This window comes from Labrys sp. HAY1-8F (assembly GCF_056754975.1).
This window is the reverse complement of record NZ_JBPGWZ010000002.1, coordinates 4,595,090-4,610,372: the sequence shown is the minus strand read 5'-3', so window position 1 is coordinate 4,610,372 and position 15,283 is coordinate 4,595,090. Positions and strand designations below refer to the sequence as shown.

Below are 15,283 nucleotides of genomic sequence, written 5' to 3'. Positions count from 1 at the left end.
GGCGCTTTCGCGCCCAATTGCCGCACAAACCGGGGCTGTCGAACCATTGCGATGCGCTGTGGATTATGGTTTTTGAGTGACCGTGTGCTTTACATGAGTTCCAATCCGTGAAATCTGCGCGCCAGATAGTTTTGCGCGATTGGCGCTCCCGACCGGTAACGAGCCAGGTGACGTACTACGTGCCGTATCGGCTGCGTCGTATCGGCGGGGAATTGGAGAGAAGGCGGATGGCTTTCCAGGCTAGGAAGAAAATGGGCGGGGTGGCACTGTCATCGCTGCTGTGGGGCCTCATGATCGGCACGGCCTTCGCCGAAGAGCCAGCCAAGGGCGGCCTCGGCGAGCCGCAGCCCTGGCAGATGGGCCTGCAGGAACCCGCCACGCCGGTCATGGAATATATCAACTGGTTCCATACCTATGTGATGTGGTTCATCGTTCCCATCACCCTCTTCGTGATGGTCCTGCTGCTCTATGTGATCGTCCGCTTCAACAAGAAGGCCAATCCGGTCCCCTCCAAGGTCACGCACAACACCATCCTCGAAGTGGCGTGGACGGTGCTGCCGATTCTGGTGCTGGTGTGTATCGCCCTGCCTTCGTTCAAGCTCCTCTATATGGAGGAAGTGATTCCGAAGGCCGACCTGACCATCAAGGCGACCGGCAGTCAGTGGTACTGGGATTACGAATATCCCGACAATGGCGACATTTCCTTCTCGTCCACCATGGTGCGCGACTTGCCGATGACCGACCCGCTGCGCCTGCTCAAGGTCGACAACGAGGTCGTCGTGCCCGTCAACAAGACGGTGGTGGTCCAGGTCACTTCCAACGACGTCATCCACTCCTTCTCGGTGAACTCCTTCGGCATCAAGGTCGACGCCATTCCCGGCCGACTGAACCAGACCTGGTTCAAGGCAACGCGCGAAGGCATGTATTATGGCCAGTGCTCGCGCCTGTGCGGCCGCGACCATGCCTTCATGCCGATCGCCTTCCGCGTGGTGAGCGACGAGGAATTCCAGAAGTGGGTGGCCAGCAAGAAGACTGCAATGAACGGCGCCGCCCCGGACAAGGTCGCAGCCGCGACCTCCGTCGTAGTACAGTAACGGCCTGACGGCTCGACTAAAGGATTGAATGTGATGGCCACTGCTCAGAACGCATCGGCGCATGATGATCATGCCCATGACGCGCATGATCATCCGACCGGCTGGCGCCGCTATGTCTATTCGACCAACCACAAGGACATCGGGACGCTCTACCTGATCTTCGCGCTGGTCGCGGGCGTCATTGGCGGCCTCCTGTCGGTGGCGATGCGCGCGGAACTGATGTATCCGGGCCAGCAATTCTTCACCAACCCCTACACGTTCAATGCGTTCGTGACCGCGCATGGCCTGATCATGATCTTCTTCATGGTCATGCCCGCGATGATCGGCGGTTTCGGCAACTGGTTCGTGCCGCTGATGATCGGCGCGCCGGACATGGCCTTCCCGCGCATGAACAACATTTCCTTCTGGCTGCTGATCCCGGCCTTCGGCTTGCTGCTCATCTCGATGTTCGTGCCCGGCGGCCCCGGTGCCGACGACCTCGGCGTGGGCACGGGCTGGACGGCCTACCCGCCGATGTCCTCGCTCAAGGGCACGCCCGGACCGGCGATGGACTTCGCCATCCTGTCGCTGCATCTGGCCGGCGCGTCCTCGATCCTGGGCGCCATCAACTTCATCACCACCATCTTCAACATGCGCGCACCGGGCATGACGCTGCACAAGATGCCGCTGTTCGCCTGGGGCGTGCTGATCACCGCCTTCCTGCTGCTGCTGTCGCTGCCGGTCCTCGCCGGCGCCATCACCATGCTGCTGACGGACCGTAATTTCGGCACCGCCTTCTTCGATCCGGCCAATGGCGGCGACCCGATCCTGTGGATGCATCTGTTCTGGTTCTTCGGTCATCCCGAAGTCTACATCATGATCCTTCCCGGCTTCGGCATCGTCAGCCACATCATCTCGACCTTCTCGCGCAAGCCGATCTTCGGCTATCTCGGCATGGCCTACGCCATGGTCGCCATCGGTGTCGTCGGCTTCGTGGTGTGGGCTCACCACATGTATACCGTCGGTCTCGACGTCGACACGCAGGCCTATTTCGTGTTCGCCACCATGGTGATCGCAGTGCCGACCGGCGTGAAGATCTTCTCCTGGATCGCCACGATGTGGGGCGGCTCGATCGACTTCAAGACCCCGATGGTATGGGCGACGGGCTTCATCTTCCTGTTCACCGTCGGCGGCGTCACCGGCGTGATGCTGGCCAATGCCGGCGTCGACCGCTCGCTGCACAACACCTATTACGTGGTGGCGCATTTCCACTATGTGCTGTCGCTGGGCGCCGTCTTCTCCATCTTCGCCGGCTGGTATTACTGGTTCCCGAAGATGTTCGGCTACATCATCCCCGACTGGATGGGCCAGGTGCATTTCTGGATCGCCTTCGTCGGCGCCAACACGCTGTTCATGCCGCAGCACTTCCTCGGCCTGGCCGGCATGCCCCGCCACCTCGTCGACTACAACCCGGCCTTTGCCGGCTGGAACTGGGTCTCCTCTCTCGGCGCTTTCATTTTCTTCATCGGCGTGATCTGGTTCCTGGCCATCAATTTCTACGCAGTCTTCGTGCGTAAGGAGCAGGCCGCCGGCAATCCGTGGGGCGAAGGCGCCACCACCCTGGAATGGACGCTGTCCTCACCGCCTCCGTTCCACCAGTTCGAGACGCTGCCCCGCATCCGCTGAGCCCCTCGAACTATGAGCTTTCGTGAGGGCGGCCGCTTCGACGGCCGCCCTCACGCCTCCACCGGATTTCCGTTGCTTCCTCGAGCCTTCTGCGAAAGTTCGAGCAAGCAACCGGCCTCAGAGCCTTCCACTGAAGCCGGCACGACGAAAAGGAACGTTCATTGACCGATATCGGCATGCCCATCCAAGGCGAGGCTGACGATGCTGTCCCCGTGATCAGCATCGCGTCGGTTGGCGATTTCCTGGCCTTGCTCAAGCCGCGCGTGATGTCGCTGGTGGTCTTCACCGCCCTCACCGGCATGGTGGTAGCCCCGGCCCATATCCATCCGGTCGTCGGGCTTGCGGCCCTGATCGCTATAGCCGTCGGCGCAGGCGCCTCAGGCGCCCTCAACATGTGGTACGACGCCGACATCGATGCGGTGATGTCGCGCACCCGCAACCGGCCCGTACCATCAGGCCGAGTCAGTCCCGGCGAAGCGCTTGCCTTCGGCATCATCCTGTCCGGCCTGTCGGTGCTGGCGCTCGCCGTCTTCACCAATTTCCTCGCCGCCGGCCTGCTGGCCTTCACCATCTTCTTCTACGTCGTCGTCTACACGATGTGGCTGAAGCGCTGGACGGTGCAGAACATCGTCATCGGCGGCGCCGCAGGTGCCCTTCCCCCTGTCGTGGCCTATGCGGCCGTGACAGGCACCGTCACGGTGGAAAGCCTCGTGCTCTTCGCCCTGATCTTCATGTGGACGCCACCGCACTTCTGGGCGCTGGCCCTGTTCAAGTCGGGCGACTACGAGAAGGCCGGCGTGCCGATGCTTCCCGTGGTGGCCGGAGCCCGCGAGACCCGGCGCCAGATCCTGATCTACACAGTGCTGCTCGCCCCGATCGGCATGCTTCCCTGGCTGCTCGGCTATGCGCATTGGAGCTACGGCGTGGTCGCGGGGCTGGGCGGTCTCGGCATGCTGTGGCTGGCCGTCGACATCTGGCGCAAGCCCGACGACATGGGACCGGCCAAGCGCATGTTCGGCTATTCCATCCTCTATCTGTTCGTGCTGTTCGCCTGTCTGCTCGGCGAGGCCCTGGTGATGAGGATACTGGCATGATGGCGCATCATCTGTGGTTCGTCGGACCGGCGCTGATCATCCTGCTGCTGATCATCCTGTTCCGTCCCCTCGCCTTTCAGCGCCCACCACGGGACAGTTGGGTGGGGCAGTTGCCGCCTGACCAGGCCCGCAAACTGCATTGGCGCTCCATCGCGATCGCCGCCGCCCTGATCGCCTTCGTCCTGCTCGTTTATGCCGTGAGCTTCGTCAAAGGCCCCGGTGTTCTGGACAAGGGCTTCTAGGATGACCGGAATGCCCGACACCCCTCCTCCCCGCCCCAAGGTCAGCAATGGCGTGATTGCGGTGTCCTGCATCGCCTTCGTGGCATCGATGGTGGGCGCGGCCTATGCCTCGGTGCCGCTCTATACGCTGTTCTGCCAGGTCACCGGCTTCGGGGGCACCACGCGCGTAGCCGAAACCGCGCCGAGCCAGGTCCTCGACCGCACGTTCGAGGTGCGCTTCGATTCGAACATCAATCCGGCCCTGCCCTGGAAGTTCGAGCCCGAGCAGCGCTCCGTGACGGTCAAGGCCGGCGAGGTGAAGACGGTCTATTACAAGATCACCAACCTTTCCTCGGAAACCACCTATGCCGCGGCGGCCTACAATGTGACGCCGCAGGAAACAGGTGCCTATTTCTCCAAGATCCAGTGCTTCTGCTTCACCAACCAGAAGCTGGGTCCGGGTGAGAGCCAGGAATTGCCGGTGGTCTTCTTCGTCGATCCCGCCATCGACAAGGCCGACTATCTCGCCGGTGTGCACACCATCACGCTTTCCTATACCTACTATCCGGCCAAGCCTCCCGTGACACCGGTCGCGGCGGCCGAACCGAAAACCGACAATTCGAGCAAACCGCAGTTATAAGTTCCCGGGCGACCGGCATCTGGAGAAAACCATGGCTCAAACCAAGAACCATGATTACCACCTCGTCAATCCGAGCCCGTGGCCGTTCGTCGGCGCGATGGCGGCTTTCGTTCTGGCGATCGGCCTGATCACCTGGATGCATAAATATTCCTATGGCCCGCTGGTGTTCGGCGTCGGCCTGATCGGCGTGCTCTACACCATGCTGATGTGGTGGTGGGACGTCATCAAGGAAGCGTCCGAGGGCGATCACACCCCGGTCGTGCAGTTGCACCATCGCTATGGCATGATGCTGTTCATCGCCTCGGAAGTGATGTTCTTCGTCGCCTGGTTCTGGGCCTATTTCGACGTCGCCCTCTTCCCGGGGGACGCGGCTGAGGTCGCCCGCACAGCCCTGACGGGAGGCGTCTGGCCGCCGAAGGGCATCGAGACCCTCGATCCCTGGCACCTGCCGCTGCTCAACACGCTGATCCTGCTGACCTCGGGCACCACGGTGACCTGGGCGCACCATGCCTTGCTCGAAGGCGACCAGAAGGGCCTGAAGAACGGCCTGATCCTGACGGTGGTCCTTGGCGTGATCTTCACGCTGTGCCAGGCCTATGAGTACGCCCACGCCCCGTTCTCCTTCTCGGGCCACATCTACGGCTCGACCTTCTTCATGGCGACGGGCTTCCATGGTTTCCATGTGATCGTCGGCACCATCTTCCTGGCGGTCTGCCTGCTGCGCGCCAATCTCGGCCAGTTCACCCAACGCCATCACCTGGGCTTCGAATTTGCCGCCTGGTACTGGCATTTCGTCGACGTGGTCTGGCTGTTCCTCTTCGCCTGCATCTATATCTGGGGCTATGGTCCCGGCGGCGTGCACGGCTGAGCTGCCTTCACATAGCGTTTTGCGATTTTACGGTGTCACCAAGAATCGCAAAGACGCGTCCGAACAAAGAGTTAGAGCAAAACGCGTTCACACTTGAACGCATTTTGCTCTAGGATCAAAGGGGCGGCCGGGGTCACCCGGCCGTTTCCTTTTGGGGCTCCCACGATGCCGCAAGATCACCATTACGCGCCGCTTTCGCCCTTCCAGACAGGCTCGCGCGGCAAATGCCCCCGCTGCGGGCAGGGCAGGCTCTTCGATGGCTTCATCAGCCTCAAGCCTGGTTGTAGCGCCTGCGGCCTGGACTACAGCTTCGCCGATTCGGGCGATGGGCCGGCCGTGTTGGTGATCCTGGTGGCCGGCTTCATCCTGCTGGGCGCGGCACTTTATGTCGAATTCACCTTCTCGCCGCCGGTCTGGGTGCACATCGTGCTCTGGCTGCCGCTCTCGCTCATCGTTTGCCTGGGCCTGCTGCGCTGGATGAAAGGCGTGCTGGTCGCCCTGCAATACACCAACAAGGCGGCGGAGGGCCGGCTGGAAGAATGACGACGTCCGCAGTTTCCTCACACCCGCGCTCGCTCATCGCGCTGACCCTCTCGATGCTGGTGATGTGCGCCTTCCTGATAGGGCTCGGGGTCTGGCAACTCGAACGCCTGCAGTGGAAGCAGGGCCTGTTGCGGGAAATCGCCGAGCGCACCACCGCCGCCCCCGTTTCTCCGCCGCCCGAAGCCGATTGGCCCGGCCTGACGCGGGACGGTCTCGAATACAAGCATTGGCAGGTCGCGGGAACTTTCGACCATGCCAAGGAGATTCGGTCCTTCACCAACCTGCCGGACGCCAAGGGGCGGTTTCGCGGCGTCGGCTATTGGGTGCTGACGCCTCTCCTGCGCCCGGACGGCTCCACCATCCTGGTCAATCGCGGCTTCGTGCCCGAGGACGCCAAGGATCCCGCCGGCCGCCAGGCCGGACAGATTGTAGGTCCCGTCACCATCACAGGCCTGGCCCGCTGGACCGAGGACCGCAATCTGTTCACGCCGTCTGACGACCCCGGCAAGGGCAACTGGTTCACCCGCGACATCGCCGGCATCGCCAAGGCCGAGGGCCTGACCCGCGTCGCGCCTTTCTTCATCGATGCCGATGCCAGCGGGCCCGGCGGGCTGCCCCAGGGCGGGGAGACCATCCTCACCTTCCCCAACAACCATCTGCAATATGCGCTGACCTGGTTCGGCCTCGCTCTCGGCCTGGTCGGGGTCTACATCGCCTTCGTCCTGCGCCTGAAGCGACGGCCGGGGCGATAGTGGCGGCGCACAGCATTTTGCGATTGGACGGAATCACCAAGAATCGCAAAGACGCGTCGAACCAAGCGCGAGAGCAAACAAGCGCTCATATTTGGAGCGTTTTGCTCTAGCAGGCCAGGAGGCGGCGATACGCGCCTTGCCCGTCAGGCCCGAGCGGATTACAGGATGAAGACTTGTGTCGAAGACGGCGCTTCACTGCCATAGGAGCGTCGCCGACACCGAAAGGATAGAACCGTGCACTATGTTTCCACACGGGGCGAAGCTCCCGTCCTCGGCTTTTGCGACGCTCTCCTCGCCGGCCTTGCCCGCGATGGCGGGCTCTATGTGCCGCAGCATTGGCCGGTTCTCTCCCATGCCAGGATCGCCTCCTTCGCGGGCAAACCCTACTGGCAGGTGGCTGAGGCCGTGATCGCGCCTTTCGCCGGCGATGAGATCGAGCCGGCGGCATTGCGCCGGATGATCCAGGATGCCTATGCCGGCTTCGACCATCCTGCCACCGTGCCCCTGGTGCAGATCGGCGACAATCTGTTCGTGCAGGAGCTGTTCCACGGCCCCACCCTGGCCTTCAAGGACGTGGCGATGCAATTGCTCGCCCGCCTGATGGATCACGCCCTGAAGGCCCGCAACAAGCGCGCCACCATCGTCGGCGCCACCTCGGGCGACACCGGCAGTGCCGCCATCGAGGCCTTCCGCGGCCTCGACCAGGTCGACATCGTCATCCTCTATCCGCATGGCCGCGTTTCGGAGGTGCAGCGCCGCCAGATGACCACGATCGACGCGCCCAACGTGCACGCCGTCGCCCTGGAAGGCAATTTCGACGATTGCCAGGCGCAGTTGAAGGCGATGTTCAACCATCTCGAATTCCGCGACGAGATTGGCCTGACCGGCGTCAATTCCATCAACTGGGCCCGCATCGTGGCCCAGATCGTCTATTATTTCACCGCGGCGGTGGCGCTGGGCGCGCCCCATCGCAAGGTTTCCTTCTCGGTGCCGACAGGCAATTTCGGCGACATCTTCGCCGGCTATGTCGCCAAGCGCATGGGCCTGCCGATCGAGCGGTTGCTGATCGCCACCAATGTCAACGACATCCTCGCGCGCACCATCGCCACCGGCGTCTACGAGGCCCGCGGCGTAAAGGAGACCTCCTCCCCCTCGATGGACATCCAGGTTTCCTCCAATTTCGAGCGCCTGCTCTTCGACGCCTATCGGCGCGACGCCAGCCAGGTGCGCCGCCTGATGGGCAATCTTTCTCAATCCGGCGCCTTCGAGATCGATGAGGGTGCCTATGAGGCCATCCGTGCGGAATTCGACGCCGAGCGCGCGGACGAGAGGGAAGTCGCCAAGGCCATCGGCATGATCTGGCGTACCGCCGGCTATCTCCTGGACCCGCACACCGCCGTCGGCGTGATGGCCGCCTGGAAAGCGGAGCCGGATCGCAGCGTGCCCATGGTCGTACTCGGCACCGCCCATCCCGCCAAGTTTCCCACTGCCGTCAAGGATGCCTCCGGCATCGAGCCCAAGCTGCCCGACGCCCTGGCGGATCTCTATGAGCGGCCCGAGCGCTTCACGGTCCTGCCCAACGATCTTGGGGTGCTGGAAGCCTTCGTTCGCAAGCATTCCCGCGCAGCCCAGGGCGCAGCCGCATGAGCGTGCAGGTTACCCGCCTCCCGTCCGGCCTGACCGTCATCACCGATGCGATGGCCGAGCTCGAGACCGCCTCGCTTGGCGTGTTCGCCGGCGCCGGTGCCCGTTCGGAAGGCGAGAAGGAGCATGGCCTCGCCCATCTGCTCGAGCACATGGCCTTCAAGGGGACTCGCACCCGCGACGCCAAGCGCATCGCCGAGGAGATCGAAAGCGCCGGCGGCGAACTCAACGCCGCTACGTCGGGCGAACAGACCGCCTATTATGCCCGGGTCCTGAAGGAGGACGTCGGCCTCGGTTTCGACATCCTGGCCGACATTCTCACCCAGTCCGTCTTCGACGCCGACGAATTGGCACGAGAGAAGAACGTCATCCTGCAGGAGATCAGTGCCGTCGAGGATACGCCGGACGATCTGGTCTTCGACATGTTCAACCAGGCGGCCTTTCCGGACCAACCCCTCGGCCGTCCGATCCTCGGCACGCCCGAGACGGTAATGTCGTTCGACCGCAAGGCGATCCAGAGCTATCTCGACACCCATTACCGAGCCGGCCGCATGGTGGTATCAGCCGCCGGCGCGGTCGACCATGAGCGCATCGTCGAGGAGGCAACCCGCCTTTTCGCAGGCCTGCCCGAGGGCAGCGGTCCGGAGCCGGTGCCAGCCGTCTATCGGGGTGGCGAAGATGTCGTCGAGACCGATCACGAGCAGGCCAATGTGCTGATCGGCTTTGCCGGCCGGTCCTACCGGGACGCCTTGAGCCCGGCGCTGGGCATCTTCACCAACCTGGTCGGGGGCGGCATGTCCTCTCGCCTGTTCCAGGAGGTCCGTGAAAAACGGGGCCTGTGCTATTCGGTCTATGCCTTCCAGTGGGGCTATGCGGATACCGGGATTTTCGGCATTTCCGCGGGCGCCGGCGCCGGTGAACTCAAGGATCTCGTGCCCGTGATCCTGGATACGGTGGCCGCTGCCGCCTCCGCGCCCACCGAGGCTGAGATCGCCCGCGCCAAGGCGCAGATGAAAGCGGGCCTCTTGATGGCGCTCGAATCCTCGGCCATGCGGGCCGAACAGATGGCCCGCCATATGCTGATCTGGGGGCGCCCTCTGCCGCCGGCCGAACTGATTGCCAGGATCGATGCTGTTACGGCAGAGGACGTGCGCAAGGCGGGCGAAGCCGTACTGGCATCGTCGCCGACCCTGACAGCCCTCGGACCGGTCAGGAAACTGCCCCGTCTCGATAAGATCCGTGCCCATCTGGCCTGACGAGCAAAGAATGTCCTTCCTCCGCCCCTTCTCCTTCGCCGACGTACTGCCGCCGGTTCGGGGCGAGAAGGTGGAGCTGCGGGCCCCGGAAATGCGCGACTTCGAGGCCTGGGCCGCCCTGCGCGGCGCAAGCCGGGAATTCCTGCGCCCCTGGGAACCGACCTGGCCGCCCAATGACCTGACGCGCCCGGCCTTTCGAGCCCGGATCAAGCGCTATGGCCAGGACGCGAGGGCGGATGCCGCCTATCCCTTTTTCATTTTCCGTTCGAGCGACGGCGCGCTGGTCGGCGGCCTCACGCTCGGCCAGATTCGCCGCGGCGTGGCGCAAACCGGTTCGCTCGGCTACTGGATGGGTGAGGCCCATGCCGGCCAGGGCCTGATGAGCGACGCCGTGCGCGCTTTGCTACCCTATGCCTTCGGCACGCTGCGCCTGCGCCGTGTCGAAGCCGCCTGCTTGCCGGAGAATGCCCCTTCGATCCGGTTGCTGGAGCGCGTCGGCTTCATCCGCGAGGGCTATGCCCGCTCCTATCTGTGCATCGCCGGCGCCTGGCGCGACCATCTGCTCTACGCCATCCTGTCGGGTGACGAGATCCGGTAACGTCTTTCCCGGAGAGCGGACATCCCAGCGACATGCCTTCATGTCGCGATGTCCGCTTTTCCTTTTGCGACCGTCGCGTTTTCAAAGAGCGGACAGTATGTCCGCGCTCCCAGGAAGATTCGACCCCAAGGCGATCTGGTATAATTTCAGGGCATCACCGCGCGGAGAGCAACATGATCACGGGATCTCGGACTGTCATCACCCGAGCTGAGGAGCGGCCGCGGGAAGCCTGGGACGATCCTGCCAAAGGAAGCGTGGCCTGGCACACTTTGTTCAGCGCGGATATCACGCCGACGGACAGCCTCAGCGCAGGGATCGCCATCCTGCCGCCCGGCGGCAGCAATCCGCCGCACCGCCATGTCGAAGCGGAGGTCTATCTCATCCTGGAAGGCAGCGGCGTGCTCACGGTCGATGGCACAGAAAGCCTCGTCGGCAAGGGAGCGGCGATCTTCATTCCCGGCAATGCCTGGCATTCGCTGCGCAATGAGCTCGATACCGAACTCCGGCTCTTCTATGTCTTCCCGACCGGGCGCTTTTCGGACGTGGTCTACGACTTTCCCGATTGAACCCGGATATCGTCGCCATGATGTCCGCGCCCAGGAAAATGGCCCGGTTTCCCGGGCCATTTCATTCAAAACCTTGTCAGCCCAGCAAGGCCTTCAATTCCGCCCTCAGCTCGTCGCCCAGCCCCTCGCGCTCGAGCGCATAGGCGACATTGGCGGTCAGGAAGCCGATCTTCATGCCGGTGTCGTAGATGCGGCCTTTGAACACCGACCCGTAGAACTTCTGCCCCTGGGCCAGCTTCAGCATGGAATCGGTGAGCTGGATTTCGCCGCCCGCGCCACGCTCCTGCTTTTCCAGGAGATCGAAGATCTCCGGCTGCAGGATGTAGCGGCCGGAGACCGCCAGGTTGGACGGCGCCGTGCCCTTCTTCGGCTTTTCCACCATCTGGGTGATCTCGAAGGCGTTGCCGCCGACGCTGTCGCCCTTGCCGACGATGCCGTACTGATGGGTCTGATCCTCCGGCGCCTCGAACACAGCGATGTGGTTGCCGCCGACCTTGTCATAGGCCTCCACCATCTCGGCAAGGCATCCCTTGCCCTTGCCGTGATGCAGCATGTCGGGCAGCAGCAGGGCGAAGGGCTCGCGCCCGACGATCTCGCGGGCACACCAGACGGCGTGGCCGAGGCCGAGCGGCGCCTGCTGGCGCGTGAAGCTGGTCTGGCCCGCCCCCGGCAGCGAACGCTGCAATTCTTCATAGGCCTCCATCTTGCCGCGCTCCTTGAGCGTGGCGTCGAGTTCGAAGGCAATGTCGAAATGATCCTCGATCACACCCTTGTTGCGGCCGGTCACGAAAATGAAGTGCTCGATGCCGGCTTCGCGGGCTTCATCCACCACATGCTGGATGACGGGTTTGTCCACCACGGTGAGCATCTCCTTGGGCACCGACTTCGTGGCAGGCAGAAAGCGCGTGCCGAGGCCGGCGACGGGAAATACAGCTTTGCGAATGCGCGTCATTGGAAACCTTTGATACATGCCCTTGGGGAAGGTTGATTGTTCTTATTGCCCCCTCGGATGAAGGAACGGTTTAAGAGACCCTACTCAGAGTCTGGCCTTGCAGCAATCTCGCCCTTGCCTGCCCCAAGCGTCAAAAATGAGGTGGATTCGAAATCGCCCCCAACTTCCCACCGATTTCTGCCCGTTGGAGCCCGGATGTGACGAGGGGCATGGAGATCGCATTCACCATCCAGATCATTCCGCCAACAGGAATCCGACCGGTGCAGCTTGCCCAATTTCACATTGCTGGCTACTGCTTCTCGACACAATTGAGTGGCAGGTGGGCAGGCCCTTCGAAGAGAGATGAACCAGGACCCGCGCAAGGGGGCGTCGGGAAGCCTGGCTGGAGATCGTATGTTGCAGTTCATTCGCGTCGTCGCAGCCTCTGTGGTCATGATGCTCGTCATGGCAATGGTCGGCGGCGTTGCGCATGCCCTGGAGCCGGTTGACGTCAACGGTGAGGTCGATGCCATCGACCTGTTGCCCGCTGTCGAAAACTATTCCAGCCAGGGTGACCGCATCCAGATCCAGACCGCGCCGGGCGCCGATGGCATCGTGCGCCGTATCGAAGTGCGCTCGAAGCAGCCGGGAACCAATCCGCATTGGATCGTGTTCGCCCTCGCCAACACCACCGACGAGCAGATCGACCGCATCGTGGTGGCGCCGCATTTCCGCCTGGTCGGCTCCGGGCTGGTCTGGCCGGATCTCGGCGCCTCGCGCATCGCGGAAATCACGCCCAGCCAGGGCTTCCAGCCCGAACGGCAGGAGGATGACGACGCCGACGTCTTCCGGGTTACACTGGATCCGGGCTCACGTGTGACCTTCGTGGCCGAGTTGCGTACCACCAAGCTGCCCCAGCTCTTCTTGTGGGATCCCGATGCCTATAAGGACAAGGTCAACTCGCTCACCCTCTACAAGGGCATCGTGCTCGGCATTGCCGGCCTGCTCGCCTTGTTCCTCACCATTGCCTTCGTGGTGAAGGGCACGGCGATGTTCCCCGCCGCCGCCGCGCTGGCCTGGGCGGTGCTGGCCTATCTCGCCATCGATTTCGGCTTCCTGCACAAATTCCTCGCCATCCCGCCGGATGGAGACAGGGTGTGGCGCGCGGGCGCCGAGGCGGTATTCTCGGCAACGCTCCTCGTTTTCCTGTTCGCCTATCTCAATCTGAACCGCTGGCATGTGCGCTATTCCGTAGTCTCGGCGCTCTGGCTGGTCGCGCTCGCCACCCTCGTCGGCCTGGCGGTGATCAACGCGCCCGTCGCCGCCGGCATCGCCCGCATCTCCATCGCCACTCTCGCCGTCGTCGGCCTCTTGATCATCCTGCTGCTGGCCTTCTACGGCTATGACCGGGCCGTGATGCTGATACCCACCTGGACCTTGCTGCTGGGCTGGGTGGCGGCGGCGGGATTGACCATCATGGGCCATCTCACCAACGACCTGGTGCAGCCGGCCCTCACCGGCGGCCTCGTGCTGGTGGTGATGCTGATTGGCTTCACGGTGATGCAGCACGCTTTCGCCGGCAGTGCCTTTGCACCCGGGCTGATGACCGATACCGAACGCAAGGCCCTCGCCCTCACCGGCTCGGGCGACGTGGTCTGGGACTGGGACGTGCCGGCCGATCGCATCTATGTCAGCCCGGAGGCGGACCAGTTGCTCGGCGTCGCCCCCGGCGCCCTCGACGGACCGGCCAGCGAATGGCTCGAGCTCGTCCACATCTTCGATCGCGATCGCTTCCGCACCGCCCTCGACGCGGTGATCGACCAGCGCCGCGGCCGCGTCAGCCTGGATTTCCGCATCCGCGCCGCCGACGGCCACTATATGTGGCTCAACCTCAAGGCCCGGCCCGTGGTGGGCTCGGACGGCGAAGTGGTGCGCTGCGTCGGCACCGTCTCCGACGTCACCGAGCAGAAGACGGCCGAGGAGCGCCTGTTGCACGACGCCGTGCGCGACAACCTGACCGGCCTGCCCAACCGCGAGCTCTTCACCGACCGGCTGGAAGCAGCATTGGTCCAGGCCAGGCAGGACGGTACCACCAAGCCGACCGTGCTGATCCTCGACCTCGACCGCTACAAGCAGGTCAATGACGCCGTCGGCCATTCGGTCGGCGATTCGATCCTGCTGACGGTGTCGCGTCGGCTTTCACGCCTGATGAAGCCCCGCGACAGCGTCTGCCGCATCTTCGGCGATCAGTTCGGCGTGCTTCTCATGTCGGAACCCGACCCGGAACGCATCTCGGCCTTCGCCGAGTCGATCCGCCGTTCGCTGCGCGCGCCCATCGCCGTGGCCGACCGCGAAATCTTCCTCACCGCCTCGATCGGCGTAGCGATGTTTGATCCCCAGGCCCCGGTGAAGGCGGACGAGCTGATCAAGGATGCCGAGATCGCCATGTACAACGCCAAGAAGATCGGCGGCGATCGCATCGAGATCTTCCGGGCAGCCATGCGGGTCGAACGGCCGGATCGCTCTTCCCTCGAAGCCGATCTCCGGCGGGCGATCGAACGCGACGAGCTGAAAGTGCTGTTCCAGCCGGTAGTGCGCCTGCAGGATCGCACCATTGCCGGCTTCGAGGCGATCGTGCGCTGGGAGCATCCCAAGCTCGGCCGCCTGCCGCCGGGGGAATTCAACGCCATGGCCGAAGAGACGGGGCTGATCGTCGATGTCGGCCTGTTCGTGCTCGACCGCACCGCTCGCCAGCTGTCGATCTGGCAGCGCCTCGTCGAGGTCGAGCCGCCGCTGTTCGGCATGGTCAACATCTCCAGCCGGCAATTGCTGCGCCAGGACCTCGTCCAGGACATCAAGGCGGTGATGGCGCGGGCAGGCATCGAGCGCGGCTCGCTCAAGCTCGAGGTCTCCGAGAGCCTGGTGATGGAAAATCCCGAATATGGTGCACAGATCCTGGCCCAGCTCAGCGATCTTGGCGTCGGCCTCGCCATGGATGGCTTCGGCACCGGCTATTCCAGCCTGTCCTATCTGCAACGCTTTCCCTTCGACATGCTCAAGATCGATCCGAGCTTCGTGAAGGAAGGCGAGCGCGGTCGCCCGGTGATCCTGCGCTCGATCATCGCCATGGCGGGCGACCTCGGCATGGAGATCATCGCCGATGGTGCCGAGGCCGACAACGACGCGGAGGAGCTCGGCGAGCTCGGCTGCCAGTTCGCCCAGGGCGAAGCCTTCGGCGATCCCGTCACGGCGGAAGAAGCCCGCAGGCTGATCGCCGGCCCGATACGACTGAGAGCGTAATCCGGAGCGCGGACGTCGCAGCCCCGTGACTTCATGGGGCGATGTCCGCTCTGGAATCTCGCCGGTTCCGCCAAATCCGCAATCGGTGGCCTCCTTGGCGTGTCTCAGAAC

General features: G+C 63.6%; 14 protein-coding genes. 13 read left to right on the top strand and 1 reads right to left on the bottom strand.

All coding sequences use genetic code 11. The features are described from left to right. Window positions 1–251: 251 nt before the first annotated feature. The 12 genes from coxB (at window position 252) to ACR9ZN_RS30250 (ending at window position 10,941) form a co-directional block, all read left to right on the top strand. On the top strand, window positions 252–1,094 hold the full coding sequence (coxB, locus tag ACR9ZN_RS30305) for a cytochrome c oxidase subunit II (protein WP_441772848.1): 843 nt from the start codon (window positions 252–254) through the stop codon (window positions 1,092–1,094). A 33-nt stretch (window positions 1,095–1,127) separates the two neighbouring features. After that, window positions 1,128–2,759 carry a cytochrome c oxidase subunit I gene (ctaD, locus tag ACR9ZN_RS30300; protein ID WP_434955317.1) on the top strand — a complete coding sequence of 544 codons (1,632 nt, stop codon included), beginning with the start codon at window positions 1,128–1,130 and terminating at the stop codon, window positions 2,757–2,759. 170 nt (window positions 2,760–2,929) lie between these two features. After that, window positions 2,930–3,853, top strand: a complete 924-nt coding sequence (cyoE, locus tag ACR9ZN_RS30295) for a heme o synthase (protein WP_454816698.1) — start codon at window positions 2,930–2,932, stop codon at window positions 3,851–3,853. Beyond that, a complete protein-coding gene (locus tag ACR9ZN_RS30290) occupies window positions 3,850–4,095 on the top strand; it encodes a hypothetical protein (RefSeq protein ID WP_434955316.1) in 246 nt (81 codons plus the stop codon). Before cyoE ends, ACR9ZN_RS30290 begins: the two co-directional genes overlap by 4 nt. Window position 4,096: 1 nt before the next feature. Further along, window positions 4,097–4,714 carry a cytochrome c oxidase assembly protein gene (locus ACR9ZN_RS30285; RefSeq protein ID WP_434955315.1) on the top strand — a complete coding sequence of 206 codons (618 nt, stop codon included), beginning with the start codon at window positions 4,097–4,099 and terminating at the stop codon, window positions 4,712–4,714. 31 nt (window positions 4,715–4,745) lie between these two features. Then, window positions 4,746–5,582: a cytochrome c oxidase subunit 3 gene (locus ACR9ZN_RS30280; RefSeq protein ID WP_434955314.1), complete on the top strand. Its 837-nt coding sequence runs from the start codon at window positions 4,746–4,748 to the stop codon at window positions 5,580–5,582. A 165-nt stretch (window positions 5,583–5,747) separates the two neighbouring features. Next, window positions 5,748–6,125, top strand: a complete 378-nt coding sequence (locus ACR9ZN_RS30275; RefSeq protein WP_434955313.1) for a DUF983 domain-containing protein — start codon at window positions 5,748–5,750, stop codon at window positions 6,123–6,125. After that, window positions 6,122–6,877 (top strand): SURF1 family protein, encoded by a 756-nt coding sequence (locus tag ACR9ZN_RS30270; protein ID WP_481273970.1) that lies wholly within the window; start codon window positions 6,122–6,124, stop codon window positions 6,875–6,877. The genes ACR9ZN_RS30275 and ACR9ZN_RS30270 overlap by 4 nt, the downstream gene beginning before the upstream one ends. 234 nt (window positions 6,878–7,111) lie before the next feature. Beyond that, window positions 7,112–8,524, top strand: coding sequence for a threonine synthase (thrC, locus tag ACR9ZN_RS30265; RefSeq protein WP_481273969.1), 1,413 nt, complete (start codon window positions 7,112–7,114; stop codon window positions 8,522–8,524). Further along, entirely contained in the window at window positions 8,521–9,777 is a 1,257-nt protein-coding gene (locus tag ACR9ZN_RS30260) for a M16 family metallopeptidase (protein WP_454813076.1), read from the top strand. Before thrC ends, ACR9ZN_RS30260 begins: the two co-directional genes overlap by 4 nt. 10 nt (window positions 9,778–9,787) lie before the next feature. After that, window positions 9,788–10,375, top strand: a complete 588-nt coding sequence (locus ACR9ZN_RS30255; protein ID WP_434955309.1) for a GNAT family N-acetyltransferase — start codon at window positions 9,788–9,790, stop codon at window positions 10,373–10,375. Window positions 10,376–10,548: 173 nt separating this feature from the next. Further along, window positions 10,549–10,941: a cupin domain-containing protein gene (locus tag ACR9ZN_RS30250; protein ID WP_481273968.1), complete on the top strand. Its 393-nt coding sequence runs from the start codon at window positions 10,549–10,551 to the stop codon at window positions 10,939–10,941. Between the two features lie 76 nt (window positions 10,942–11,017). On the opposite strand, the gene ACR9ZN_RS30245 is transcribed toward ACR9ZN_RS30250, so the two are convergent. Then, window positions 11,018–11,893 carry a UTP--glucose-1-phosphate uridylyltransferase gene (locus ACR9ZN_RS30245; RefSeq protein WP_454813074.1) on the bottom strand — a complete coding sequence of 292 codons (876 nt, stop codon included), beginning with the start codon at window positions 11,891–11,893 and terminating at the stop codon, window positions 11,018–11,020. Window positions 11,894–12,289: 396 nt separating this feature from the next. Here ACR9ZN_RS30245 and ACR9ZN_RS30240 point away from each other — a divergent pair, with 396 nt between their 5' ends. Further along, window positions 12,290–15,172, top strand: coding sequence for an EAL domain-containing protein (locus tag ACR9ZN_RS30240; RefSeq protein ID WP_434959597.1), 2,883 nt, complete (start codon window positions 12,290–12,292; stop codon window positions 15,170–15,172). Window positions 15,173–15,283 lie beyond the last annotated feature (111 nt).

Excerpts from the sequence above, each read along its gene's own strand:
- coxB (WP_441772848.1), top strand. The coding sequence starts at position 252 with ATGGGCGGGGTGGCACTGTCATCGCTGCTGTGGGGCCTCATGATCGGC.
- ctaD (WP_434955317.1), top strand. The coding sequence starts at position 1,128 with ATGGCCACTGCTCAGAACGCATCGGCGCATGATGATCATGCCCATGAC.
- ACR9ZN_RS30290 (WP_434955316.1), top strand. The coding sequence starts at position 3,850 with ATGATGGCGCATCATCTGTGGTTCGTCGGACCGGCGCTGATCATCCTG.
- ACR9ZN_RS30285 (WP_434955315.1), top strand. The coding sequence starts at position 4,097 with ATGACCGGAATGCCCGACACCCCTCCTCCCCGCCCCAAGGTCAGCAAT.
- ACR9ZN_RS30280 (WP_434955314.1), top strand. The coding sequence starts at position 4,746 with ATGGCTCAAACCAAGAACCATGATTACCACCTCGTCAATCCGAGCCCG.
- ACR9ZN_RS30275 (WP_434955313.1), top strand. The coding sequence starts at position 5,748 with ATGCCGCAAGATCACCATTACGCGCCGCTTTCGCCCTTCCAGACAGGC.
- ACR9ZN_RS30270 (WP_481273970.1), top strand. The coding sequence starts at position 6,122 with ATGACGACGTCCGCAGTTTCCTCACACCCGCGCTCGCTCATCGCGCTG.
- ACR9ZN_RS30260 (WP_454813076.1), top strand. The coding sequence starts at position 8,521 with ATGAGCGTGCAGGTTACCCGCCTCCCGTCCGGCCTGACCGTCATCACC.
- ACR9ZN_RS30255 (WP_434955309.1), top strand. The coding sequence starts at position 9,788 with ATGTCCTTCCTCCGCCCCTTCTCCTTCGCCGACGTACTGCCGCCGGTT.
- ACR9ZN_RS30250 (WP_481273968.1), top strand. The coding sequence starts at position 10,549 with ATGATCACGGGATCTCGGACTGTCATCACCCGAGCTGAGGAGCGGCCG.
- ACR9ZN_RS30245 (WP_454813074.1), bottom strand. The coding sequence starts at position 11,893 with ATGACGCGCATTCGCAAAGCTGTATTTCCCGTCGCCGGCCTCGGCACG.